Consider the following 23994-nt stretch of genomic DNA (forward strand, 5'->3'; position numbering starts at 1 on the left):
GGGGGCGTCCGAGCGGTTACCCGGACGTAACGACCGCGTGACGAGCCACGCGGACCACCGCAGCGGAATCGGGAGGCAGCGTCAGCGTGTCGTCGTCGGCCACGGCCCCGGCATCCGTCCGCAGCAGCACCTCGGCGACATCGCCGAAGGCCAGCGGCCCCTCGGTGAGGTTGACGAGCACGTCGACGGCGCCGCGCGCCAGACGGTACGCACGGCGGTCGGCAGCGGCATCTCGGTGCAGCACCCGTGCGCGCGTGTGCGCACTGTCCGGATCGGTCAACTCGGGAATCCGGCGCCTCAGTGCCACGAGGTCCCGGTACAGCGCGAGCAGACGCGCATGGTCGCCCTCGCCGGCCTCCCGCCAGTCGAGCTTCGAGCGGCGGAAGGTCTCGGGGTCCTGCGGATCCGGCACGAGGGACTGATCCCAGCCCATCCGTGCGAACTCCGAGCGTCGGCCGGTGCGCACGGCGTCGGCGAGCCAGTCCTCGGGATGCGACGTGAAGAACGCCCATGGCGTCGAGGCACCCCACTCCTCGCCCATGAACAGCATCGGCGAGCCCGGCGCGGTGAGGGTGAGGACCGCGAGCACCGCCAACCGCCCGTACGGCAGCGTCTGACTGAGCCGATCCCCCGCTGCGCGGTTGCCGATCTGGTCGTGATCCTGGGCGAACGTCACCAGTCGCCAGGTCGGCACGTCGCGCGGCACCGGCCGGCCATGGGTCCGACCGCGGAACGACGAGAAGGTGCCGTCGTGGTAGAAGCCGCCCGTCCAGGTCTTGGGAACAGCGTCGGGATCGGCGAAGTCGGCGTAGTATCCGGCGGTCTCGCCGGTGACGGCGACGTGGACGGCGTGGTGCCAGTCGTCGCTCCACTGCGCGGTCACGCCGTACCCGCCCGCCTCGCGGGGCAGGATCAGCCTCGGATCGTTCATGTCCGACTCGGCGACGAGCGTCAGCGGGCGGCCGAGTTGAGCGGACAGCGCATCGGATGCCTCGGCGAGCGCCTGCAGGATGTGGACAGGACCGTCATCGTGCAGCGCGTGCACGGCGTCGAGTCGCAAGCCGTCGACGTGATAGTCCCGCAGCCACATCAGCGCATTCTCGATGATGAACGACCGCACGGCGGGCTGGTCGAGATCGACGCTGTCGCCCCAGTCGTTGCGGGATCCTTCACGCAGGTAGGGACCGAACTCGGGCAGATGGTTTCCGCTCGGCCCGAAGTGGTTGTACACGACGTCCTGGATGACGGCGAGACCGCGCGCGTGCGCCGCATCGACGAAGCGGCGATAGCCGTTCGGGCCCCCGTACGCTTCGTGGACGGCGTACCAGAGCACGCCGTCGTACCCCCAGTTCCACTCGCCGTTGAACGCGTTGACGGGAAGCAGTTCGATGTGGCTCACGCCGAGGTCGACCAGGTGGTCCAGTCGACCGATCGCCGCGTCGAGCGTTCCCTCGGGCGTGAAGGTGCCCAGGTGCAGTTCGTAGACGATTCCACCCGCCAGCTGCCGCCCGGTCCAGTCGGCGTCGGTCCACGCGAACCCGCTGTGATCGACGTGGGCCGACAGGTCGTGCACGCCGCGCGGCTGTCGCCGCGACCTCGGGTCGGCTCGCGCCTGGTCGCCGTCGCCGAGCACGAACCCGTACTCGTCTCCGTCCGCGAGCGCGACATCGACCGTCCACCACCCGTCGGCGCGTGCGGTCATCTCGTGGTCATCATGGCCGGGCCGACGCAATCGCACCCGGTCTGCGCGCGGCGCCCACACCTCGATCAACCCGGCACCCCTGTCTCGAGCGGCCTGAGCAGCGCGACCGGATAGTCGGCGAAGAGGTCGGCGAGCGGGATCCCGGTCCGGTCGAACCGGCGCCCTGTGAGCACGTCGACGGCGGGGCCGCTCTGACGCAGCAGCATCGTCTCCCCCCATCCCCCGGATGCCGCCAGCCCGGCAGGCAGCCGGGTCGCCGCGGCGAGCGCGCCGCCGCGATCGTACGCGAGCACGTGGTCGGCGGCCGGGCCGACGGCCCACATCGGCGTGTACCGCGTGAACAGGTCGGGCCGATCGCGTCGTAGGCGCAGCGCGCGCGAGGTCACCAGCACTTTGGCATCCCCGGATCCGGGCGCGGGGCGTTCCCCGGCATCCACACGGGCGAGGGCCGTGGCGAGCGCGGCGAAGTCGACCGGCCGGCGGTTGTCGGGATCGACCAGCGACAGGTCCCACGACTCGGTGCCCTGGTACACGTCGGGCACGCCCGGCCCGGTGAGCTGCAGCAGTTTGGCCGACAGCGCGTTCGACCAGCCCCATGGGGAGATCTCGTCGACGAACTCCTCGAGGATCGCGGCTGTAGCGGGGTCGTCGAACGCTGCGTCGACGGTCGCCTCGACCCGCGCCTCGAACGTCGCGTCGGGAGCGATCCACGTGGTCATCTCGCCCGACTCGCGAGCGGCCTTGACGGCATAGTCCCGCAGGCGTTCTCGCGAGGCAGGCCACGCCCCCACGATCGCCTGCCAGACGAGTGCGTCGAACGGGCCGTGACCGGTGGATCCTGCGGCGCGCAGTCGCTCGAGCACGTCCGCCCATCGGTCGGGCAGTTCGCTGATCACCGCCAGACGCGCGCGCACGTCCTCGCTGCGCTTCGTGTCGTGCGTCGACAGAGCCGTCATCGTGTGCGGCCACACCGACTGCCGACGCTCACGGGCGGCGTGGAAGGACCCCGGGTCGAGCGCGAAGTGCGACGGGTCGCCGCCCACCTCGGTGAGGGAGGTCAGGCGGGTCCAGCGGTAGAAGGCGCTGTCTTCCACGCCCTTGGCCATGACCGGACCGGCGGTCTGAGCGAATCGACGGGACGCCTCGCTCGCCGGATCCAGCAGCTGCGGGACGATCTCGTCGATCACGTCGGCGAGATCCGGGCGATGAGCGGATGCCTCCGCCGCCGCGGCGGCGACATGTTCGGCGCCGACGGGCGGGTACGAGCGGTAGACCGGAAAGCAGGCCAGCAGTTCGGCGAGCGCCTCCGGAGCGCGCCGCGGCGCAGCGACCAGGCATCGGGCGAGGCGCGCCACTTCGGGATGCAGCGCGCCGGTCGCGTTCGCGAGCTTGCGATCGTGCACCAGCCGGTGCCAGCTCAGCCGAGGTTCGAGCCCGGTCTCAGCGCTGAGCCTGGCCTCCAGCGCAGCGAGGGGCGCCTCTCCTGCGGGGTCGGTGAGCACCCGATCCACCTCGGCGAGCGCGTCATAGCCGGTCGTCCCGTCGGTGTCCCACCACGGTGGGAGCTCCTCCCCGGGCTCGAGGATCTTCTCCACGACGACGTACGCGCCGTGCGTGATCTCAGCGAGGTCGGCGAGGTATCCGCCCGGGTCGGCGAGTCCATCGGGGTGATCGATGCGCAGTCCGTCGACGAGCCCCTCCTCGACCCAGCGCCGCACCTCGACGTGGGTCTGGTCGAACACCCGCGACTCCTCGACCCGGACACCCGCCAACCCCGTCACGGTGAAGAACCGGCGATAGTTCAGAAGCGTCGCCTCGTCGCGCCAGTAGACGGCCTCCCAATGCTGGTGTCGCAGCACCTCGCGCACGTCCGCGTCGGGGGTGCCCTCCGCCAACGGGAGGGCGTGGTCGAAGTACCGGACCACGCCGGCGTCGCGATCGACGGTGATGTCGGCGATCGCCTCGTCGAGCGGTGCACCCAGCAGGGGCAGTCGCACACGGCCCCCGCCGGCATCCCAATCGATGTCGAACGCCTCGGCGTACCTCGACCCCCGGCCGCGACGCAGCACGTCCCACCACCAGGCGTTCTGCTCGGGCGCGGCCACGCCCATGTGGTTCGGCACGATGTCGACCAGGACGCCCATTCCGCGCGCGTGCGCGGCATCCGCCAGGCGCTTCAAGCCGTCCGACCCGCCTCGGGCCGGGTCGACGACTGTCGGATCCACCACGTCGTAGCCGTGGTCCGAGCCCGCGGTCGCGGTCAGCAGCGGTGAGAGGTAGACCCAGTCGGCTCCGAGACGATGCAGATGATCGAGCGCCGCGGTCGCGGCATCCAGGTCGAAATCCGCCCGGATCTGCAGGCGGTACGTCGAAGCGGGAGACCGGCCCATCGTCGTCAGGTCGCCTCCTGCTTGGGGGCCGCTGCAGGCACTTCGTCGATCTGGATCGCTCCGGTGATGACGGCGAGCGAGGCGGCGACCGAGTGGTCGGGATGGGGCTCGGGCGGGGTGTGCTCGCACATCACGATGAGCGCCTTCTCGGCCAGCGGCACCGTCGCGCCCGGGCGCAGGGTCTCGCTGTCGGCGAGACGGCCCGACGTGTCGACCAGCACGTCCCAGCTGGGGCTGTAGTCCATCGCGGGCAGCAGGAAGTCGACCTCTTCGTCGCCGGCGTTGAACAGCAGGGCGAAGTGGCTGTCGACGATCTGCTCGCCTCGGCGGTCGCGCTCGCGGATGCCGCCGCCGTTGAGAACCACGCCGATCGCGCGTCCGAAACCGGAGTCCCAGTCCTCGGGTTGCATCTGCGTCCCATCGGGCCGCATCCACACGATGTCGGGCACCGGAGCGCCCTCCTCCCGACGGACCGGACGGCCGTTGAAGAACCGGCGGCGTCGGAACGTCGGGTGCTCCCGGCGCAGACGAGCCAGCGCCGCGGTGAACTCCAGCAGCGGCTGGTCGGCCGACGCCCAGTCGATCCAGGTCGTCTCGTTGTCCTGCGCGTAGCCGTTGTTGTTACCGCCCTGGGTGCGGCCCAGTTCGTCGCCGTGCGACAGCATCGGCACGCCTTGCGAGAGCAGCAGGGTGGTGATGAAGTTGCGCTGCTGGCGAGCCCGCAGGGTCAGGATCGCGGGGTCGTCGGTGGGACCCTCGACCCCGTGGTTGTAGCTGCGGTTGTGCGACTCGCCGTCGTTGTTGTCCTCGCCGTTGGCGAGGTTGTGCTTCTCGTTGTACGACACGAGGTCGCGCAGGGTGAAGCCGTCGTGCGCGGTGACGAAGTTGATGGATGCCACCGGGCGGCGCCCGGAGTGCTCGTAGAGGTCGGCCGAGCCCGTGAGACGGGAGGCGAACTCCCCCAGCGCCTGCGGTTCGCCGCGCCAGAAGTCGCGGACGGTGTCTCGGTACTTGCCGTTCCACTCGGTCCACTGCGGCGGGAAGTTGCCCACCTGATAGCCACCCGGTCCCACGTCCCACGGCTCGGCGATGAGTTTGACCTGCGACACGACCGGGTCCTGCTGGACGAGCTCGAAGAATGTCGACAGGCGGTCGACGTCGTAGAACTCGCGCGCCAGCGCGGATGCGAGGTCGAAGCGGAACCCGTCGACGTGCATCTCGAGCACCCAGTAGCGCAACGAGTCCATGATCAGCTGCAGAGCGTGCGGGTTCCCCGCGTTCAGGCTGTTGCCGGTGCCCGTGTAGTCCGTGTAGTAGCGCGGGTCGTCGGCTTCGAGTCGGTAGTACGCCGCGTTGTCGATGCCGCGCATCGACAACGTCGGGCCGAGATGATTGCCCTCCGCCGTGTGGTTGTACACGACATCGAGGATGACCTCGATGCCGGCGGCGTGCAGGGCGCGCACCATGCCCTTGAACTCCTGCACCTGCTCACCCCGCTGGCCGTTCGAGGCGTAGGTGTTCTGCGGAGCGAGGAAGGCGATCGTGTTGTACCCCCAGTAGTTCGACAGGCCCTGCTCCTGCAGGATCGAGTCGTTCACGAACTGGTGGACCGGCATGAGCTCGATCGCCGTGACGCCGAGCTTCTTCAGGTGCTCGATGATCGCCGGGTGCGCGAGCGCACTGTACGTCCCTCGGATCTCCTTCGGGATCGCGGGGTGCAGCTGGGTGAGCCCCTTGACGTGGGCCTCGTAGATCAGCGTCTCCGACAGCGGCGTCTTCGGCTGACGGTCTCCCGCCCAGTCGAAGAACGGGTTGACGACGACGCCCTTCATCATGGCGGCGGCCGAGTCGTCGTCGTTGCGCGAGTCGGGGCGGCCGAAGTCGTAGCCGAACACCGACTGGCCCCACGCGACCTGACCCTCGACGGCCTTCGCGTACGGGTCGAGCAGCAGCTTGCTGGGGTTGAAGCGCTGACCGCTCGCCGGGTCGTACGGACCGTGCACGCGATAGCCGTAGCGCTGGCCGGGCTGGACGTTCGGCAGGTACACGTGCCAGACGTACGCATCCGTCTCGACCACGTCGATGCGGGTCTCGGCGCCGCGCTCGCCGAAGAGGCAGAGTTCGACACGGGTCGCGCCTTCGCTGAACAGGGCGAAGTTGGTGCCGCTGCCGTCGAAGGTCGCCCCGAGTGGGTAAGCCGAACCGGGCCAAGTGTGCATCGAGGATCCCTTCCGAGGGGATATCACCCTATCGGTGACGCGTGACGGGAAGTGTCACGCGAGAAGATCGGGGCGGCGCTCGCGGGTGCGCTGCTCGCTCTGGCGTGCACGCCACGCGGCGATCTCGCCGTGATGACCGCTCAGGAGCACGTCGGGCACGCCGAGCCCGCGCCAGGAGGCGGGCTTGGTGTACGACGGATGCTCGAGCATCCCGCCCTCGTGCGACTCCTCCGCGAGGCTGTCGGGGTTGCCGACGACACCCGGGATCAATCGGCCGACGGCCTCGATCATCGCCATCGCGGCGACCTCGCCGCCGTTGAGCACGTAGTCACCGAGGCTCAGCAGCTCGACGCGCCCGACCGACGCCGCGTAGTCGAACACCCGCTCGTCGATCCCCTCGTAGCGGCCGCAGCCGAAGAACAGGTGCGGTTCGGTCGCCAGCGCCCGCGCCGCACGCTGCGTGAACGGACGACCAGCCGGCGTCGGGAAGACGAAGACGGGCGGCCCGGAGGCATCCGCCCGCACGGCATCGATCGCCTCACCCCAGGGCTCGGGCTTCATCACCATTCCGGCGCCGCCGCCGTACGGTGTGTCGTCCACCGTGCGGTGGCGGTCGTGCGTCCAGTCGCGCAGGTCGTGCACGCGGATGTCGAGCAGACCGCGGCCGCGCGCCTTGCCGAGCAGTGACACCTCGAGCACGTCGAAGAACGCGGGGAAGATCGAGACGACGTCGATGCGCACGTCACTCCTCCGTGATGTCGGCCTCGGGTTCGGGCTCGTCCTCGTCCGTCGTGGGGACGTCCTCGAACAGACCCGTCGGCGGTGTCACGACGACGCGGCCGGCCGTGAGATCGACCTCGGGCACGATGGCCTTGACGAACGGGACCAGCACCTCTCGTGCACCGGCCTTGACGATGAGGAGGTCCTGCGCGGGAAGGTGGTCGACCCGCACGACCCGCCCGACGTTCTCCCCGTCACGGACGACGTCGAGACCGACGAGCTGGTGGTCGTACCAGGCGTCCTCTTCGGAGGGCGCCGCTTGGACGTCCTGGGCGATCCACAGGATCGCGCGCACCAGGCTCTCGGCCTCGGTGCGGTCGTCCACGCCCTCGAAGAAGGCGACCGGATGCGAGTTCATCCATTTGAACTCGCGCACCGTCAGGGTCTTGCCGTGCCAGGGCGAGGACTCCGGCACCTGCAGCGTGAACTCCGCACCCGGCACGAACCGGCCGTCGGGATCGTCGGTGTACAGCTCCAGCTTGAGAGCACCCTTGAGCCCGTGGGCCTTCACCAGGCGACCGACGCGCAGCTGCGTTCGCGGGCGTCCCGCCGTGGCGGGTGAGGCGGCGGACTTCTTCGCGACCCCCATCAGTCGTCCGCGACGTCGACGCGCACGCGCCGGCCGTCCGCGAGCGCGCTGATGAGGGTGCGCAGCGCCTTCGCCGTGCGGCCGCCGCGCCCGATCACGCGACCCCGGTCATCCGGGTGAACGTGGATCTCCAGCACGTCGCCGCGCGACGACGAGGCGGAGTCGATGCGGACGTCGTCGGGGTGATCGACGATCCCCTTGACGACGTGCTCGAGCGCGGTGGCCAGCAACGGATTACTCTGCGGGCTCGGCGGCGGGCGCCTCGTCGGCGGCAGCCTCGTCAGCGGGCGCCTCAGCCTCGGCGGCCGGCTCGGCCGGCTTGTCGGCCTTGGGCTTGACGACCGACTTCTTCGAGGTTTCGGCGACGAATTCGGCCTTGCCCTCGGGCGTCTTCACGGTCGACACGGCGTTCTCGTCTCCCTGGAAGCGCCCCCAGTCGCCGGTCAGCTTGAGGATGGCGAGCACCTGCTCGGTCGGCTGCGCGCCCACGCCGAGCCAGTACTGCGCACGATCGGAGTCGACCTCGATGAACGAGGGCTGCTCGGTGGGGTGGTACTTGCCGATCTCTTCGATGACGCGCCCGTCGCGCTTGGTGCGCGAGTCGGCGACGACGATGCGGTAATACGGCGCACGGATCTTGCCGAGGCGCTTGAGGCGGATCTTGACAGCCACGATTCTCCTGATGTGTGGAAAGGGAATGAACGTCGCCTGGAGCGTGGGGTGCACACCCGGCGGGAGCTCTGGGATGGTCGCGGCGCCGGATAGAGGGTCGAGCGCTGCGTACGACCCTCTATTCTGCCAGATCGAAGACACGCCCGCGAACCACCGCCGCTGTCGCCCTGCGTGCCAGACTGTGCGGATGACGGTGCCGTTCGCGACATCCGCCCGCTCGTCCGTCGGCCTGGAGTGGGAGGTCATGCTCGCCGATCGCGGCGGCGAGCTGGCACCACGCGCGCCCGAGGTGCTCGCGGCACTCGCGGAGTCGACGGCCCTCGCGCCGTACACGGTGACCGGGGAGCTGCTGACCAACACGGTCGAGGTCACCAGCAGCGTGGGCGCCACGGTGGCCGACGCGGTGCATGACATCGCGGATGCCATCGCAGCCGTGCGCACCGTCACCGACCCGCTCGAGATCGATCTCCTCTGCGCCGGCAGCCATCCCTTCGCACAATGGTTCACGCAGCAGGTCACCGACAACACGCGCTATCACGCGTTGATCGACCGCACGCAGTGGTGGGGTCGCAACATGATGATCTGGGGGATCCATGTGCACATCGGCGTCGACGACGTCGACAAGGTGCTGCCGATCGTCAACGCGTTGAGCGTGTACCTGCCCCACCTGCAGGCGCTGTCGGCGGGCGAGTCCGTTCTGGGCGGGCGAGCGCACCGGGTACGCGTCGAACCGTGCTCTCGTCTTCCAGCAGCTGCCGACGGCGGGACTGCCCTGGCCCCTGGAGGACTGGGCGCAGTTCGAGTCCTATCTCGACGACATGGTGCGCACCGGCGTCATGGCCGACTCCACCGAGGTGCGTTGGGACATCCGACCGGCTCCCCGCTGGGGAACCGTGGAGGTGCGCGCGTGCGACGGCATGTCGACGCTGCCCGAGCTCGCCGCGGTGGCGGCGCTGGTGCAGACGCTCGTCGAGCACTTCTCGCGCGAACTCGACGAGGGCCGCCCACTCACCACGATCCAGCCGTGGTTCGTCCGCGAGAACAAGTGGCGGGCGGCGCGCTACGGCCTCGACGCCACGGTGATCGTCGACCGCGCCGGCACGCAGCGACCGGTGCGCGACCACCTGCGCGAGACGCTCGAGCGACTGCGTGGCATCGCCGTCGAACTCGACTGTTCCCGCGAGCTGGAGGGCATCGAGCGGATCCTCAGCGACGGAGCGAGCTATGCTCGGCAACTCCTCGTCGCCGAAGCCGCCGACGGCGATCTGCGCGAAGTCGTCCGGCACCTGGTGCGCGAGTTCCGCGCCGGTCCGACCCTGCGCGACCACCTCGCCTCGTTGGGCGGCTGAGCCGCGGTCGGCCGGTCAGCCCCGGCCGAGCATCCGCTGCAGTTCGGCGAGATCTTCGGCACTCGGGGTGCCGCCGGCGGCGCCACCGCCTGCGCCCAGGCCGAAGCCCGAGCCGGTGGGCTGCTCGGCGGCGGCCGCGGCGATGCCCGCGTTTTCGGCCGCCCGCTTCGCCGGATTGCCCGACCGTGAGCCCGTGCTCTTCTTCTTGCCCTTCGCCCCGCGCTTGCTCGATGCCCCGGGGCGCCCCGCGCCGGGCACCGGGCCCATGCCGGGGATGTTGGGCACGCCGCCCTTGGCGACGGTCTTCATCATCTTCGCGGCCTGGTCGAATCGCTGGACCAGCTGATTGACATCTGTCACGGTCATCCCCGAGCCGCGGGCGATGCGCAGGCGACGCGAGCCGTTGAGCACCTTGGGGTTGCGGCGCTCACCGGGCGTCATCGATCGGATGATCGCCTCGGTGCGATCGATCTCGCGCTCATCGAAGTCGTCGATCTGCTGCTTCATCTGGCCCATGCCCGGCAGCATGCCGAGCATCTTCTTCATCGAGCCCATCTTCTTGAGCTGCTGCATCTGCTCGAGGAAGTCCTCGAGGGTGAACTGCTCGGTCGCGATCTTCTCGGCGACCTTCATCGCCTCGGCCTCGTCGAAGGCCTGCTGAGCCTGCTCGATCAGGGTGAGGATGTCGCCGAGGTCGAGGATGCGGCTGGCCATGCGGTCGGGGTGGAACGCCTCGAGGTCGTCGAGACCCTCGCCGGTGGACGCGTAGATGATCGGGCGACCGGTGACGCTGGCGACCGAGAGGGCCGCGCCGCCGCGCGCGTCGCCATCGAGCTTGGACAGCACCACTCCGGTGAAGTCGACGCCGTCCTGGAAGGCCTTGGCCGTGTTGACGGCATCCTGACCGATCATCGCGTCGATGACGAACAGCACCTCGTCGGGTTCGGTCGCCTTCCGGATGTCGGCGGCCTGCTTCATCAGCTCGGCGTCGACGCCGAGCCGGCCGGCGGTGTCGATGATGACGACATCGTGCTGCTGACGCCGCGCGACCTCGACGCCGTCGCGGGCGACCTTGACGGGGTCGCCGACGCCGTTGCCCGGCTCGGGGGCGTAGATCGCGGCGCCGGCGCGGTCGGCGACGACCTGCAGCTGGTTGACGGCATTGGGTCGCTGAAGGTCGGCTGCGATCAGGAGCGGTGTGTGGCCCTCCTTCTCGAGCTGGTGCGCGAGCTTGCCCGCGAACGTGGTCTTTCCCGAGCCCTGGAGGCCGGCGAGCATGATGACCGTGGGCGGGTTCTTCGCGAACTGCAGACGACGCTGCTGGCCCCCCAGGATCGCGACGAGCTCCTCGTTGACGATCTGCACGACCTGCTGCGCAGGGTTGAGGGCTCGGTTGACCTCGTCGCCGAGCGCACGTTCGCGCACCTTCGCGGTGAAGTCCTTGACGACCACGAGCGCGACGTCGGCGTCGAGCAGCGCCCGTCGGATCTCGCGGACCGTCCCGTCGACGTCCGCGGGCGTGAGCTTGCCCTTGGTGCGGAGATTGCGGAAGGTCTCGGTGAGCCGGTCGGAGAGGGTGCCGAAAGTCGCCATGATCCCCCGATTCTACGGGAGCACGCTCGGGCCCCCGCCGAGCTCCTGGAAGAGGGTCAGCTGCAGACCCGCCGGACCGCGCAGTCGTGCGTTGACCGAATCCCAGGGCGTGCGACGGGCGGATGCCTCCACCACCGCCCCGCCCTCGTCGAGACGCGACTGGGCGGCGTGCGTGTCGTCGACCTCGAGGGCGATCCGGATCGGATCGCTCGGCGCATCGCCGTCGGTCTCGACGCGGTCGATGAAGGTCACCTGCTCGGGGTTGGCGATCTCGAGGGTCGCCCGCCCGGCGGCGAGGATCGCCACGCGCGCGCCCCCGTCGGCTTCGTACGCCTCGGCTTGCGGCATGCCGACGACGTCTCGATAGAAGGCGAGAGTCTGCTCGAAGGCGGACGCCTGCACCACGACGCGCAGCTGTCGCACCGCACCGATCGGCGCGGCGCCCGACACGAGCGCTGCGGACTCGCCCGCCATGGCCAAGAACCGTGACAACGCGGTCCGACCTGCGCCGTCGTGCGCCCAGGCCTCGATCGCCGACAGGACGGCGCCGCCCCAGGCCGCGCCCGCCACGTCGGCATGAAGGCGATCGGCCCCACCCCGCTCGAGACGGTCAGCCACCGAGCGGGCGACGCGGCCGCGCCGCAGCGCGCCCTCGCGCTCGAGTTCCGCGTCCAGACCCATGGCAGCGGCGTTGACGATGCCGAGCGCGAGGCTGTCCGGGGCGAAGTCGTCGGCGAGGCCGAGCACAGCCGCGCGCACCGCTCGCGGGGCGTCGGTCTCCTCATCGGCCTCGAGTCGGGTCTGCATGTGCGTGAGCCGTTCGTCCAGTCCCGCCCACAGGACGGCGGACTTCGACTCGAAGTAGTTGAAGAAGCTCGAGCGGCTCACTCCCGCCCGCGAGGCGATGTCGGCCACCGAGGTCGCTTCGAAGCCGCGCTCGAGGAACAGCTCGCACGCCGCTTCCGCCAGGGTTTCGCGCGACGATGCGCGGGGACGTCCGATTGCGGGGGCCATCGATCCAGCCTAGGGCCGCGGAGCACGCGTCGTCGGCTCGAGCGGGTATTGTTGGACCGCATCCATAAACACCGGACCGACGACCCCGAAGGACGCCATGCTCGAGATCACCACGGTGGGCCTGTCCCCCGCACCGGTGCCGTACACCGACGGCTGGGCGCTGCAGCGTCGCGTCCACGCCGAGGTGGCCGACGGTACGCGACCCGACACGCTCCTGCTGCTCGAGCACGAGGCCGTCTACACCGCGGGCAAGAGGACCGAAGATCACGAGCGGCCGGTCGACGGCACGCCGGTGGTCGACGTCGACCGCGGCGGCAAGATCACGTGGCACGGGCCCGGCCAGCTCGTCGGCTATCCGATCGTGCGGCTCGGGGAGCCGATCGACGTGGTGGCGCACGTCCGCCGGCTCGAACGTCTGCTCATCGCAGCGCTCGCCGAGCTCGGCGTCGACGGGTATCAGGTCGACGGACGCAGCGGCGTGTGGGTGCGCCGCCCCCTCTCCGAGGACAAGGTCGCGGCGATCGGCGTGCGCGTCGAACGCGGCGTGACGATGCACGGTTTCGCGATCAACTGCGACAACTCGCTCGCCGCATTCCGCGGCATCATCCCGTGTGGGATCACGGATGCCGGTGTCACGACGGTCAGCGAGGTCGTCGGCCGTGACGTCGGTGTGCGAGACGTGATCCCGAGTGTCAGCCGCGTGTTCGCGGCCGAGTTCGCGGGAGTGCCCGCATGAGCGGCTGCGCGACCCCTGCGGCATCGACGTCGGGACCCGGCGGCCGCAAGCTGCTGCGGCTCGAGGTGCGCAACGCGCAGACCCCGATCGAGCGCAAGCCGGAATGGATCCGGACGAAGGCCAAGATGGGGCCCGAGTACCAGGCGCTGCACGCGCTGGTCAAGAGCGAAGAGCTGCACACCGTCTGCCAGGAAGCGGGGTGCCCGAACATCTACGAGTGCTGGGAGGATCGCGAGGCGACGTTCCTCATCGGCGGCTCGCAGTGCACGCGCCGGTGCGATTTCTGCCAGATCGACACCGGCAAGCCCGCCGACTACGACACCGACGAGCCCCGGCGCGTCGCCGAGAGCGTCGAGCGGATGCAGCTGCGCTACGCGACGGTCACCGGCGTCGCCCGCGACGACCTGCCCGACGGCGGCGCGTGGCTGCACGCCGAAACGGTTCGGGCGATCCATGGGCGCAACCCGAACACCGGTGTGGAGATCCTCGCGACCGATTTCAACGGAGATGCGGCGCTGCTCGGCGAGGTCTTCGACAGCCGCCCCGAGGTGTTCGCGCACAACGTCGAGACCGTCCCCCGCGTCTTCAAGCGGATCCGCCCGGCCTTCCGCTACGAGCGCTCCCTCGACGTGCTCACGCAGGCGCGGGCCGCCGGACTCATCACCAAGTCGAACCTGATCCTCGGCATGGGCGAAGAGCCGGAGGAAGTGGTGCAGGCGCTGCAGGACCTGCACGACGCCGGCACCGACATCATCACCATCACGCAGTACCTGCGTCCGTCCCCCCGGCACCTTCCGGTGGCGCGATGGGTCAAGCCGCAGGAGTTCGTCGAGTTCAAGGAGGTGGCCGAACGGATCGGCTTCCTCGGAGTCCTCGCCGGGCCCCTCGTGCGTTCGTCGTACCGCGCCGGCCGCCTGTGGGCGCAGTCGATGATCTCGAAGGGCCGCGAGATCCCTCCGCATCTGTCCCACATCGCCGAAGGCGTGGAACAGGGGTTCGCTCAGGCGGTGTGAGGAGATCTCGATACGCGCGCTTCGCGCGCTCCTCGATCCAGACACGCAGACGCGTCGACGCTGCTTCGCAGCATTGCCCCGTCTCGTGTCTAGTCCGCCGAGGTCACCGACAGCACGGCGCCGTCGGAATCCAGGTTCACCAGCAGCACGTCGTCGGTGGCATCCGGATCCAGCGCGTACTCGAGCACCACGAACGGGTCGTTCGACCCGTGCTCGTCGGCGAGGATCGTCATGCTCATCAGCTGAAGCGACCGGATGACATCGACGTGCAGGTCACCCGAGACGTCGACGAGCATGTCGTCGATCTCCTCGCCGAGCTCCTGCTGCTGCTGCAGGATGTACTCGGTCACCTCGCTGGTGCGGTCATCGAGTTCGCCGACCATCGCGTTGCGCGCCGACCGATCGATCTCTTCCAGTGACGAGATGAGCCCGGCGGCGACGTCGAGGGCCGTCGGGGCGATGTCGTCCTGATCGGGCGCTGTCAGGTCGACCGTCACCGACTGATCGCCGAGCTCGACGTTCTCCGACCAGAAGATCGAGCCGTCGGGGCCTGACTCCAGCAGTCCGAAGAAGTCGTGCTCGATCGCCATGTCCCCATGAAACCAGCGCTCGGCGCGAGACGGTAGTCCCGGCACGCCGATGACGCGCCCTCGGGTGCGGCTCAGCCGACCAGCGCGGCGGCGAACACGTGCGGAGTGAAGCCGGTGAGGTCGCCGATGCCCTCACCCTGACCGAGCAGTTTGACGGGAATGCCGGTGCGCTCCTGCACCGCCAGGACGAAACCGCCCTTGGCCGAGCCGTCCAGCTTGGTGATCACCAGGCCCGTGACGCCCGCGTGCTGCAGGAAAGCCTCGGCCTGCATGACGCCGTTCTGACCGGTCGTGGCGTCGAGGACCAGCAGCACCTCGCTGATCGGCGCCTGCTTCTCGATCACACGCCGGATCTTGGTCAGTTCGTCCATGAGCCCGCCCTTGGTGTGCAGGCGCCCCGCAGTGTCGACGAGAACGATCTCGGTGCCGGTCTCGATGGCATGGCTGATCGTCTGGAAGGCCACGGATGCCGGGTCCTGGCCCTCGCGCTCGGGGCGCACGATGGCCGCGCCTCCCCGTTCGGCCCACGTCGCGAGCTGATCGACCGCCGCGGCGCGGAACGTGTCGGCTGCCCCGACGACGACCGAACGGCCGTAGCGCTGCAGGAACTTCGCGAACTTGCCGATCGTCGTGGTCTTGCCGACGCCGTTCACGCCGACCACGAGCACGACCGCCGGGCGTTCGGTCAGCCGCAGGGTCGTGTCGAACTTCGCGAAATGCTCCTCGAGCGTCTCGACGAGCATCCGCTGCAGGTCGCGGGGATCCGTCGTGCGGAAGCGCTCCACCTTGTCGCGGAGTTCGTCGACGATGCGCTCGGTGATGTCGGGACCGAAGTCCGCCGTCAGCAGCGCGGTCTCGAGGTCTTCCCATGTCGTCTCGTCGATCGTCGGCTTGACGAACACGCCGCGCAGCGCGCGACCCAGCGACCAGGAGCTCTCAGCCATGGGTCCAGCGTACGGGGCGGTCAGCTCGCCGCGCGCTCGGCCAGTCGCTGACCGACCACGGCAGACACGCCGTCCTGACGCATCGAGACGCCGTAGAGCGCGTCTGCGATCTCCATCGTCCGCTTCTGGTGGGTGATGACGATCAACTGACTCGACTCGCGCAGTTGCTCGAACACGCCGAGCAGACGGCCGAGGTTCGCGTCGTCCAGAGCCGCCTCGACCTCGTCGAGGATGTAGAACGGGCTCGGGCGGGCCTTGAAGATCGCCGTGAGCAATGCGACCGCGGCAAGCGACCGCTCGCCACCGGACAGCAGCGAGAGGCGCTCGATCTTCTTGCCGACCGGACGCACCGACACCTCGATGCCCGTCGTCAGCGGGCTGTCGGGATCGCTCAACGCGATGCTGCCCGTTCCGCCGGGGAACAGCACCGGGAAGACTTCCCCGAAGGCGGCGCGGGTGTCTTCGAATGCGGCCAGGAAGATCGACTGCATCCGCTCGTCGAGCTCCTCGATGATCGTGATGAGGTCCTTGCGGGTCTGCGTGAGGTCGGCGAGCTGTTCGGTCAGGAACGCGTGACGCTGTTCGAGCGCCGCGAACTCCTCGAGGGCGAGCGGGTTGACCCTGCCGAGCTGCGACAGCGTGCGCTCCGCCTCCTGCAGCCGACGGCGCTGGCGCGCACGGTCATACGGCTCACTGCTCTCCTCACCGTCATCGGCCAGGACAGGGACGCCCTGATCAGGGCCATATTCCGAGATGAGAATGTTTTCGTCTAGTCCGAGCTCGCTCGTCGCGCGCTCGACCAGTCCGGTCACGTGGAGCCGTTTCTCGTGGATCTGGAGCTCGATCGAGTGAACGCTCTCGGTGAGTCCCGCGAGCCGCTCGCGCGCGGCGCTCTCCTGACTGCGCAGCTCGGCGAGCTCCGCCGTGACGGCCGTGCGCGCCGACTCGGCGGCGGCCAGTTCGACGCGTGCCTGCGACACCGAACGATCGACCGAGTCGAGGACGGCGGGCAGGTCGCCCGCGACGCCGGCTGCGACGTCGCGCTGAGCGCGCCGCAGCACAGCGCGGCGGGCCGCCTCCGTCGCCGCGTCGCGCTCCCGCTCGCGCTGTCGCTCGAGCTGTGTCGCACGCGCCTGCTCGGCGCGGATGCGCTCCTTGAGCGTCTCGACGTCCAGCCGCGCACGCATCTCTGCATCGCGGGCCGACTCGAGCGCTTCGAGCAGTCCCTCGCGCGCCGACGCGTCCAAGATCGGGCGGGGCGCCTCGAGAGCCGATGCGAGCTGATCCGCCGCCGAGCGGGCGGCATCCCGGGCATCCGCGACGGCCGTCTCCGCCTGCGCGAGTCCCGACGCCAGACGGTCGCACTCGGCGACCGCCGCTTCGTGGCGCAGGGTGGCTCGATTGACCTGCTCGGTGTGCGCGGCCAGGGCGGCGTCGTGCGCGCGCAGGGTGGCCAGGGCGGCCTTGGTCCGCTGCCGCGCGGCCTCGAGGTCGGCGACCGTCTCTGCCAGCGCCTCACGCAGGGAGTCCGCGACGACGGTCAGCTCGTCGCGGCGCGTGGCCGCGCTGTCGCGTTCGGCGGCGAGCTCGAGTCGCGAGCGCCCCTGGCCGGACCCCGCACGCACCGTGTGCTCGGTCACCACCTCACCGGCGGTCGTGACGATCGTCGCGCGCACGCCGGCCTCGGCGAGTTGCGAGGCCGCCCTGCCCGCGGACGCCAGATCGTCGGCGACGTAGACCGCGGCGAGCAGACCCCGCACACCCCGGGGCGCCGTCACGACATCGCGCGCCGCGCGCACGCCCTCGGGGCCGTCCGCCTCGAGCGCACGATCGGGGGCGTCGGCGATCGCGATGTCGACGATGCCCAACTCGTCGTCGCGAGCCTGCGCGGCGACGGCGTAGGCATCGTCGGCCGAGTCCACCAGCACGCCTTCGGCGACCGGTCCCAGCGCGGCGGCGATCGCGGCCTCGAAACCGGGGGTGACCTTGACCGCATCGCCGAGAAGCCCGTGGACGCCCTTCGACCCCCGCGCGACGATCTCGGCAGCCGCGTTCTTCACCTCGAGCGCGCGGGTCAGCGCCGACGTCTGCGCCGTGAGCGCCTCGACCTCGCGCTCGACGGCGTGCAGTCGCTCGCGCAGGGCGGCCGCCCCCGACTCGGCATCGGCGGCCTCCCGCTGCGCGGTCTCGTAGGCGGCCGCGTACTCGGCCGACGTTCCCTCCGGAGCGAGGTCGGGGTCGACGCCGGCGAGCTCCCGCTCGGTCTCGGCTCGCCGCGCGAGCGCTGCATCCAGGGCACGCTGCTGCCGTTCGACGGCCCCGAGCACCGCGCTCAGCGCCGATTCGGCGGCCTCGGCCGACCCGCGCAGCGCGGTGATGCGCATGTCGTGCTCCGACACCAGAGCGCTCTGCGCTGCGATGTCCGTGTCGAGCGCGTCGAGTTCTCCGCGCGCGCGGACGACGTGACGGGATGCCTCGCCGGCGGCATCATGGGCCCGCTGGAGCGCGTCGCCGAGAGTCTCGATCTCGGAGTGGACCTCGTCGATGGTCGCCTGCGACACAGTCGGGGCCGCCGCAACCGCGTCGTCGTCCTCTCCCAGCAGCGCGAGTCGCTGACCGGCGAGGGTGTACAGCCCGCGCAGACGCTCCTGCACGCGCTCGAGCCCGAAGGCCGTGCTGCGGGCGGCGTCGACCGCATCGGTGCGCTGCTGCGCCTCCAGAGCCTCGATGCGGGCGCGCACGTTGTCGACCTGATCCTGCAGCACGAGCCGCTCGGTGTGACGCTCCTGCTCGGTGCGGGTGTGGTCGGCCAGTTGGGCGCGCAGCTGCACGAGCTCGTCAGCGAACAGCCGCGCCTTGGCGTCGCGCACGACCGCTGCGATCGTCGCCGCCTCGCGCGCGATCTCGGCCTGCTTTCCCAGCGGCTTGAGTTGGCGGCGCAACTCACCGGCGAGATCACTCAGGCGCGTGAGGTTGGCCTCCATCGCCTCGAGCTTGCGAAGGGTCTTCTCCTTGCGACGCCGGTGCTTGAGGATACCGGCGGCCTCTTCGATGAATCCCCGACGATCTTCCGGTGTCGCCTGCAGGACACTGTCGAGGCGCCCTTGCCCAACGATGACGTGCATCTCACGCCCCAGGCCCGAATCGCTCAGCAGCTCCTGCACGTCGAGCAACCGGCATGTCTCGCCGTTGATCGCATACTCGCTCGCGCCGTTGCGGAACAACGTGCGGCTGATGCTGACCTCGGAGTACTCGATCGGAAGCGCGCCGTCGCTGTTGTCGATCGTCAACTGCACCTCGGCGCGACCCAGAGGTCCGCGCGTCGAGGTTCCGGCGAAGATGACGTCCTCCATCTTGCCGCCGCGAAGCGTCTTGGCGCCCTGCTCGCCCATCACCCACGCGAGGGCGTCGACGACGTTCGATTTGCCGGATCCGTTGGGTCCGACGATGCAGGTGACACCCGGCTCGAGCGCGAAGGTGGTCGGCTGGGCGAACGACTTGAAACCCTTGAGCGTCACGCTCTTCAGGTGCATGGATGCGCCCTTCCGCCCCGGCCGATTACCCGGACACGCTACCTTGAATTCCCCCGATCCACGACGCACGTCGACGGTGCGCCGAGGATGCCGCGACACGCCCGCCGGCGACCGAAACCGAGAATCCGCTTGACGTCGGCATCACCGAGCCGCTAGTGTCACTCTCCGCATCCGAAGTAGAGAAAGGAGGTCCTCAGCCATGATGATCATGAACACCACCGGAGTCGCCGCGCCGATCGGCGCGCCCACCCGTGTCTGCCTGCCGAGGACCGTCTCCTTCGGCATGTTCCAGAACGGTCGCGCTCACACCGCCTCCTGAGTCCCGCGCAGGGGACGAGTCTGCCCATCTCCGGGAGAAGACTCCCATCGCGCACCTGATCACAGGTCCGCTCCCCTTCCGCGCATCCGCCCGTCGTGCTGCGGCACGGCATCTCCGCCTCGTCATCCTTCGAGGCATCCCTCTCCATCGAAAGAGCATCGAAAATGAACACCCTCACCGCGCCGCAGCGCCCGTCGGATTCCTCCGATACGCTGCGGCTCCCCCGCCGCGACACCCGCATCTCGCTGATCGACCGCCTCACCCTGAGGCTCGCGCTGCGCCTGATCCTCTGGAGCACCCGCAACGCCGCCGACCGCGAGCGACACTCGCTCGCCCACCGTGCGCTGATCGATCGCGAGCGCCGGGAACTCGCCTACGAGCGCGAGGCCCACCTCGCGCACCGTCGATGACGGCACCACGGGTCCGTCGGCTCCCATCGCCGACGGACCCGGCATCCGCCCCGCACACCGAAGAAGACGACGTCACCGAGGAATCACCGACCATGACCACCACCCTTTCCGGACTCGAGATCCGGCCTCTCGCCATTCCCGCGTCGATCGACGCCGACGACGCAGGCGACTTCATCGCGATGGTGCGCGTGCGCAACGCCGTCTACCGCGAGATCACCGGCAACGACGACGACGGCATCGCCGCCGATGAGCTGTTGCCCTACTACCGACCCGACCCCGATGAGCGCCGGCTGGTGTGGGTCCTCGCACTCGACGGCGACGTCGTCGGACGCGCGGGCATCGACATGCCCCAGCATCCTGGTTCGAAGAACGCGTACTGGCTCATCGAACTGCTGCGTCGCGCGCAGGGCCGCGGCGTCGGAGCGCGTGCGTACCAGCTCGTCGAGCAGGCGGCCCGTGAGCACGGTCGCACGGTCCTCCAGTCGTGGGCCGAGCACCCCGCCGCCGACGGACCTCAGCTGGACGCGCCGACCGGATTCGGCAGCATCCCCGAAGACCGCGTGGCCCGGTTCTACCTCGACCGCGGGTACGTGCTCGAGCAGATCGAGCGCAAGAGCGCGTTCGACATGAGAGGCGACTTCGCCGAGGTCGAACGCCTGGCGGCCGATGCCGAGCGCGCCGCCGCCGGCTACCGCGTCGTGCAGTGGTCGCCGCCCACCCCACCGGAGTTCGCCGAGGGCTACGCCTGGATGAAGTCGCGCATGAACACCGATGCGCCGTCCGCGAACCTCGAGTTCGACGAAGAGGTGTGGGATGCCGCGCGCATCGCACGGCACGACGCCACCTACACCGACTCCGGCCGGCTGCTGTTCGTCACGGCGGCCCAGCACCTCGAGACCGGAGAACTGTGCGCCTTCAACGAGCTCGTGATCGGCAAGGACCGCAACGAGGCCTCGCACCAGGAGGACACCCTGGTGCTCAAGGAGCATCGCGGCCATCGGCTCGGGATGCTCGTCAAGTGCCGCGGCCTGCAGGCGTGGCGCGACATCGCGCCGGGGACGCCACGGGTGATCACCTACAACGCAGAGGAGAACCGCCCGATGCTCGACATCAACGAGGCCATCGGGTTCGTACCGGTGTCGTACCTCGGCGCCTGGAAGAAGGTGCTGTCATGACCGACGTCCGGAGGAGGGCGCTCGTCTGACGATCAGCCGACCACGGAGCACATGTAGTTGTCGCTGTTGCCGTTGCGGCGCTTCGATACGGCGGCGCTCAGGTCTCCCGCGAGCGGGGTGCCTGACAGTGCCGAGATCGTCGCCGTGACGGTGGCGACTCCGTTCTGTCCCAGGTTGTAGTTGGCGACGACCGTGCCGGAGAGCGCACCGTTCAGTGTCGGCGCGATGTAGGTGTAGCTCGATGCAGTCGCGTTCGCGAGAACCCACCCGTTCGGCGCGGTCACGCCGAACGAGCCGTCGCCACTGTGCTGAAGCACGATCTGTATCGACGTGCCGAGGTCGGCCTGAGTGACCACGACGTCGAAGTCCGCCAGAACCCCCGAGCGGCATCGGCCGGTGATCGATCCCGCCGCACCGCTTGCGGCGTACGCGGGGACCGCCGCGGCGACGGCGATCGCCGGCACCGACCAGGCAGCGGCACGGGTCACGGCACGTCGGCTGACGAGCGGCTGTCGCTCGGTCTTCTCGTAGTCGGTCATACTGCCCCCGATAGTCGATGGCCACGTGTGCGGCGATGGGTCAACTATTGCACACCCCGCGCCCGCTGGCAGCGCGGGCAGAAATGACTCGAACGATTCGTGAACGACACGCGTACGATCGGCCCTCCGCAGCGCGGGCACGGCTGGCCGGTCCGGCCGTAGACATTGAGCGAGTGCGCGAAGTACCCCGCCTGCCCGTTGACGTTGACGTACTGGGCGTCGAAACTCGTGCCGCCTTCGGCCAATGCCTTCTCGAACACGGCGCGCACCTCGGCGATCAGGCGCCGGACGGCGCGGGTGGACAGGTCGCGCGCAAGACGCTCGGGGTGGATGCGGGCCGCCCACAGCGCCTCATCCGCGTAGATGTTCCCGATGCCGCTGGCCACCGTCTGGTCGAGCAGCACGCGCTTGATCGCCGAGTCCTTGCGGGCCAGCCGCCGGCGGAATGCCTCGTCGTCGAACGCGGGATCGAGCGGATCCCGTGCGATGTGTGCGACCTGACCCGGGACCAGCGGCTCCGGCGATCCCCGGCCGGCAGGAGCGGCATCCGAGGTCGGGATCAGATCATCGATCGCGAGGGATCCGAACGTGCGCTGGTCGGCGAAGACCAGCGCCAGTTCGCCGTGCTCGGGATGCTCGACATCGATCCTGATGCGCTCATGCCGCTCGGGCGGCGCACCCGCAGTGCGCAGCAGAAGCTGACCGCTCATGCCCAGGTGCCCCAGGATCGCCCGAGTGCTCGGAAAGTCCTCACCGAGCGGCGCGAGTGGCAGCCACAGGAACTTGCCCCGCCGCACCGCCCCGCGCAGCAGCCGCCCGGTCAGTTCCGCTTCGAAGTCGGCCCCGTCACCGCTGTGCCGCGTCAGCGCACGGTCATCGAGAACGCTCACCGCGGCGATGCGCGCGTTCCGCACGGCCGGCTCGAGGCCTGCACGCACGACTTCGACCTCGGGCAGTTCAGGCACGCGCCGACAAGGTCGTCCACGCAGCCAGCGCCGCAGCCATCTCGGCCTGCTTCTTGCTCGTGCCGGTGCCGGACTCGGCGACGTCGCCGACGGTCACCGTCGCGGTGAACACCCGGTCGTGGTCCGGACCGGCGGCGACCACGGCGTAGACCGGAGCGGGGTGCCCTCCTCGTGCGGAGAGCTCCTGAAGACTCGTCTTCGGATCCATCGCGACCCCGAAGCGCTCCGGATCGTCCATGAGCGGTTCGAGCAGTCGCAGCACCAGCGCCGTCGCGGCGTCGGCGCCGAGCGAGAGGAACGTCGCGCCGAACACCGCTTCCATGGTGTCCGCGAGGATCGAGTCCTTGTCGCGTCCACCGGTCTGGTCCTCGCCGCGGCCGAGCAGGATGTGCTCTCCGAGTCCGATGCGTCGAGCCACCTCGGCGAGCGCGACCGTCGAGACGACGGCGGCGCGCCGCTTGGCGAGCGACCCTTCGTCGAGCTCGGGATGCCGTGTGAACAGCCGAACCGTCACCGCCTGCCCGAGCACCGAGTCGCCGAGGAACTCGAGGCGCTCGTTGTGGGGCGCCTGGCCGTGCTCGTACGCCCACGAACGGTGCGTGAGAGCCAACGACAGAAGCTCGGGGTCGATGTCGACTCCGAGCTTCTGTGCGAGTCCGGCGGCGTCGGCGGCGCTGAGCGCCCCGGACGCCGGCGTGAGATCGGTCATGATCCGCCGCGTGCGGGGATCAGACGTCAGCGACCTTGCGGCCCTTGTACTCGAGGAACAGCTCGGTGCCCTGCGAGTCGGTGACGACCTTCGCCTGGTGCGGGCGGCTGTAGACGACCTTGCCGTTCTCGACGGTCTTGACGAGTGCGGGCGCCTCCGCCTTCCACTGCGCGCGACGCGAGCGGGTGTTCGAGCGGGAGACCTTCCGCTTGGGGGGGTTACCTGCCATGGCTAGCTCTCTTCCGTGTTCTCGGCGGCGCGCACTGCGTCGACGCCGGGGTCTGGGGTGTAGTCCTGGAGCGCCGCCCACCGCGGATCGATGTGTGGAGCCGACGCCGTGCCGGGGGTTTCGGTCAACCGCTCGCCCGTGACCGGGTCGAGGCCGGGGCAATCCGGCTGACACACCGGCTGAAACGGAAGCGACAGGACGATCGCATCCCTGACCGGAGTTTCAAGATCCACGTGGTCGTCTTGAACCTCGAAGTCAGTTGCTTCCGCTCCAGGATACGCGAAAAGCTCCTGAAACTCGACTTCGAGCGGTTCGGCGACGTCGCGCAGGCAGCGGCCGCAGACACCCGTGTAGCGCGTGCCGACCGATCCGGACACGAGAATCCCCTCGTGGACCGACTCGAGACGCACATCCAGGGTGATCGGCTCGCCCTCGGCCACCGAGACCAGCCCCTCGCCCCACTGCGCCGGAGCGTCAGGGTCGAGTTCGTGCTCGCGCATCTCGCCGGGCCGGCGGACGATGTC

At 69.7% G+C, this 23994-nt stretch carries 21 protein-coding genes and 1 pseudogene; 5 read left to right on the plus strand and 17 right to left on the minus strand.

The window, feature by feature from the left end:
* Positions 1-16 precede the first annotated feature (16 nt).
* The 7 genes from treZ to rpsP are packed head-to-tail and all read right to left on the minus strand — an operon-like array spanning position 17 to position 8352.
* Entirely contained in the window at positions 17-1771 is a 1755-nt protein-coding gene (gene treZ / locus ABD663_RS03400) for a malto-oligosyltrehalose trehalohydrolase (protein ID WP_344736447.1), read from the minus strand.
* On the minus strand, positions 1768-4092 hold the full coding sequence (gene treY, locus ABD663_RS03405; protein ID WP_344736448.1) for a malto-oligosyltrehalose synthase: 2325 nt from the start codon (positions 4090-4092) through the stop codon (positions 1768-1770). Before treY ends, treZ begins: the two co-directional genes overlap by 4 nt.
* Before the next feature lie 5 nt (positions 4093-4097).
* Complete coding sequence (gene glgX / locus ABD663_RS03410; protein WP_344736449.1) at positions 4098-6311, minus strand: glycogen debranching protein GlgX; 2214 nt, start codon at positions 6309-6311, stop codon at positions 4098-4100.
* Positions 6312-6365: 54 nt separating this feature from the next.
* Positions 6366-7052 (minus strand): tRNA (guanosine(37)-N1)-methyltransferase TrmD, encoded by a 687-nt coding sequence (trmD, locus tag ABD663_RS03415; RefSeq protein WP_344736450.1) that lies wholly within the window; start codon positions 7050-7052, stop codon positions 6366-6368.
* 1 nt (position 7053) lies between these two features.
* The gene (gene rimM, locus ABD663_RS03420) at positions 7054-7680 is read right to left on the minus strand and encodes a ribosome maturation factor RimM (protein ID WP_344736451.1); all 627 of its coding nucleotides are present in this window, start codon (positions 7678-7680) and stop codon (positions 7054-7056) included.
* Complete coding sequence (locus tag ABD663_RS03425) at positions 7680-7910, minus strand: RNA-binding protein (protein WP_344736452.1); 231 nt, start codon at positions 7908-7910, stop codon at positions 7680-7682. Before ABD663_RS03425 ends, rimM begins: the two co-directional genes overlap by 1 nt.
* A gap of 4 nt (positions 7911-7914) precedes the next feature.
* Positions 7915-8352 (minus strand): 30S ribosomal protein S16, encoded by a 438-nt coding sequence (rpsP, locus tag ABD663_RS03430; protein WP_344736453.1) that lies wholly within the window; start codon positions 8350-8352, stop codon positions 7915-7917.
* Between the two features lie 187 nt (positions 8353-8539).
* Here rpsP and ABD663_RS03435 point away from each other — a divergent pair.
* Positions 8540-9701, plus strand: a pseudogene (locus ABD663_RS03435) (glutamate--cysteine ligase).
* 15 nt (positions 9702-9716) lie between these two features.
* Here the strand turns inward: ABD663_RS03435 and ffh are convergent.
* Positions 9717-11294, minus strand: a complete 1578-nt coding sequence (gene ffh, locus ABD663_RS03440) for a signal recognition particle protein (protein ID WP_344736454.1) — start codon at positions 11292-11294, stop codon at positions 9717-9719.
* A gap of 12 nt (positions 11295-11306) precedes the next feature.
* Positions 11307-12308, minus strand: coding sequence for a TetR family transcriptional regulator (locus ABD663_RS03445; protein ID WP_344736455.1), 1002 nt, complete (start codon positions 12306-12308; stop codon positions 11307-11309).
* Between the two features lie 97 nt (positions 12309-12405).
* On the opposite strand from ABD663_RS03445, the gene lipB reads away from it, so the two are divergent.
* Entirely contained in the window at positions 12406-13044 is a 639-nt protein-coding gene (lipB, locus tag ABD663_RS03450; RefSeq protein ID WP_344736457.1) for a lipoyl(octanoyl) transferase LipB, read from the plus strand.
* A complete protein-coding gene (lipA, locus tag ABD663_RS03455) occupies positions 13041-14057 on the plus strand; it encodes a lipoyl synthase (protein WP_344736459.1) in 1017 nt (338 codons plus the stop codon). Before lipB ends, lipA begins: the two co-directional genes overlap by 4 nt.
* An 89-nt stretch (positions 14058-14146) precedes the next feature.
* On the opposite strand, the gene ABD663_RS03460 is transcribed toward lipA, so the two are convergent.
* The 3 genes from ABD663_RS03460 to smc all read right to left on the minus strand — a co-directional run bounded on the left by ABD663_RS03460 (position 14147) and on the right by smc (position 19124).
* Positions 14147-14647 carry a DUF2004 domain-containing protein gene (locus tag ABD663_RS03460; protein WP_344736460.1) on the minus strand — a complete coding sequence of 167 codons (501 nt, stop codon included), beginning with the start codon at positions 14645-14647 and terminating at the stop codon, positions 14147-14149.
* Between the two features lie 71 nt (positions 14648-14718).
* A complete protein-coding gene (gene ftsY / locus ABD663_RS03465) occupies positions 14719-15591 on the minus strand; it encodes a signal recognition particle-docking protein FtsY (protein ID WP_344736461.1) in 873 nt (290 codons plus the stop codon).
* A 20-nt stretch (positions 15592-15611) separates the two neighbouring features.
* The gene (gene smc, locus ABD663_RS03470) at positions 15612-19124 is read right to left on the minus strand and encodes a chromosome segregation protein SMC (protein ID WP_344736462.1); all 3513 of its coding nucleotides are present in this window, start codon (positions 19122-19124) and stop codon (positions 15612-15614) included.
* Between the two features lie 483 nt (positions 19125-19607).
* Between smc and ABD663_RS03475 the strand changes: the two genes are divergently transcribed.
* Together ABD663_RS03475 and ABD663_RS03480 are read left to right on the plus strand one after the other, a co-directional pair.
* Positions 19608-19853, plus strand: coding sequence for a hypothetical protein (locus ABD663_RS03475; protein ID WP_344736463.1), 246 nt, complete (start codon positions 19608-19610; stop codon positions 19851-19853).
* A gap of 92 nt (positions 19854-19945) precedes the next feature.
* The gene (locus ABD663_RS03480; RefSeq protein ID WP_344736464.1) at positions 19946-21028 is read left to right on the plus strand and encodes a GNAT family N-acetyltransferase; all 1083 of its coding nucleotides are present in this window, start codon (positions 19946-19948) and stop codon (positions 21026-21028) included.
* A 32-nt stretch (positions 21029-21060) separates the two neighbouring features.
* Here the strand turns inward: ABD663_RS03480 and ABD663_RS03485 are convergent, their stop codons facing one another.
* Genes ABD663_RS03485 through ABD663_RS03505 form a run of 5 tightly spaced genes read right to left on the minus strand, consistent with a single transcriptional unit; the run spans position 21061 to position 23970 of the window.
* A complete protein-coding gene (locus ABD663_RS03485) occupies positions 21061-21567 on the minus strand; it encodes a hypothetical protein (RefSeq protein WP_344736465.1) in 507 nt (168 codons plus the stop codon).
* A gap of 44 nt (positions 21568-21611) precedes the next feature.
* Entirely contained in the window at positions 21612-22532 is a 921-nt protein-coding gene (gene mutM / locus ABD663_RS03490) for a bifunctional DNA-formamidopyrimidine glycosylase/DNA-(apurinic or apyrimidinic site) lyase (protein WP_344736466.1), read from the minus strand.
* Positions 22525-23241 carry a ribonuclease III gene (gene rnc, locus ABD663_RS03495; protein WP_344736467.1) on the minus strand — a complete coding sequence of 239 codons (717 nt, stop codon included), beginning with the start codon at positions 23239-23241 and terminating at the stop codon, positions 22525-22527. Before rnc ends, mutM begins: the two co-directional genes overlap by 8 nt.
* A gap of 19 nt (positions 23242-23260) precedes the next feature.
* Positions 23261-23470, minus strand: a complete 210-nt coding sequence (gene rpmF, locus ABD663_RS03500) for a 50S ribosomal protein L32 (RefSeq protein ID WP_050721097.1) — start codon at positions 23468-23470, stop codon at positions 23261-23263.
* Between the two features lie 2 nt (positions 23471-23472).
* Positions 23473-23970: a YceD family protein gene (locus tag ABD663_RS03505; protein WP_344736919.1), complete on the minus strand. Its 498-nt coding sequence runs from the start codon at positions 23968-23970 to the stop codon at positions 23473-23475.
* Between the last annotated feature and the right edge of the window lie 24 nt (positions 23971-23994).

The organism is Microbacterium awajiense, from assembly GCF_039536545.1.
Classification (GTDB): Bacteria; Actinomycetota; Actinomycetes; order Actinomycetales; family Microbacteriaceae; genus Microbacterium; species Microbacterium awajiense.

Bases quoted from the DNA above. Each gene is read 5' to 3' on its own strand.
- treY (WP_344736448.1), bottom strand. From the start codon at position 4,092: ATGGGCCGGTCTCCCGCTTCGACGTACCGCCTGCAGATCCGGGCGGAT.
- ABD663_RS03505 (WP_344736919.1), bottom strand. From the start codon at position 23,970: ATGCGCGAGCACGAACTCGACCCTGACGCTCCGGCGCAGTGGGGCGAG.
- ABD663_RS03485 (WP_344736465.1), bottom strand. From the start codon at position 21,567: ATGACCGACTACGAGAAGACCGAGCGACAGCCGCTCGTCAGCCGACGT.
- ABD663_RS03445 (WP_344736455.1), bottom strand. From the start codon at position 12,308: ATGGCCCCCGCAATCGGACGTCCCCGCGCATCGTCGCGCGAAACCCTG.
- ffh (WP_344736454.1), bottom strand. From the start codon at position 11,294: ATGGCGACTTTCGGCACCCTCTCCGACCGGCTCACCGAGACCTTCCGC.
- ABD663_RS03475 (WP_344736463.1), top strand. From the start codon at position 19,608: ATGAACACCCTCACCGCGCCGCAGCGCCCGTCGGATTCCTCCGATACG.
- lipB (WP_344736457.1), top strand. From the start codon at position 12,406: ATGCTCGAGATCACCACGGTGGGCCTGTCCCCCGCACCGGTGCCGTAC.
- rimM (WP_344736451.1), bottom strand. From the start codon at position 7,680: ATGGGGGTCGCGAAGAAGTCCGCCGCCTCACCCGCCACGGCGGGACGC.
- lipA (WP_344736459.1), top strand. From the start codon at position 13,041: ATGAGCGGCTGCGCGACCCCTGCGGCATCGACGTCGGGACCCGGCGGC.
- rnc (WP_344736467.1), bottom strand. From the start codon at position 23,241: ATGACCGATCTCACGCCGGCGTCCGGGGCGCTCAGCGCCGCCGACGCC.
- ABD663_RS03480 (WP_344736464.1), top strand. From the start codon at position 19,946: ATGACCACCACCCTTTCCGGACTCGAGATCCGGCCTCTCGCCATTCCC.
- glgX (WP_344736449.1), bottom strand. From the start codon at position 6,311: ATGCACACTTGGCCCGGTTCGGCTTACCCACTCGGGGCGACCTTCGAC.
- smc (WP_344736462.1), bottom strand. From the start codon at position 19,124: ATGCACCTGAAGAGCGTGACGCTCAAGGGTTTCAAGTCGTTCGCCCAG.
- ABD663_RS03460 (WP_344736460.1), bottom strand. From the start codon at position 14,647: ATGGCGATCGAGCACGACTTCTTCGGACTGCTGGAGTCAGGCCCCGAC.
- ftsY (WP_344736461.1), bottom strand. From the start codon at position 15,591: ATGGCTGAGAGCTCCTGGTCGCTGGGTCGCGCGCTGCGCGGCGTGTTC.
- rpmF (WP_050721097.1), bottom strand. From the start codon at position 23,470: ATGGCAGGTAACCCCCCCAAGCGGAAGGTCTCCCGCTCGAACACCCGC.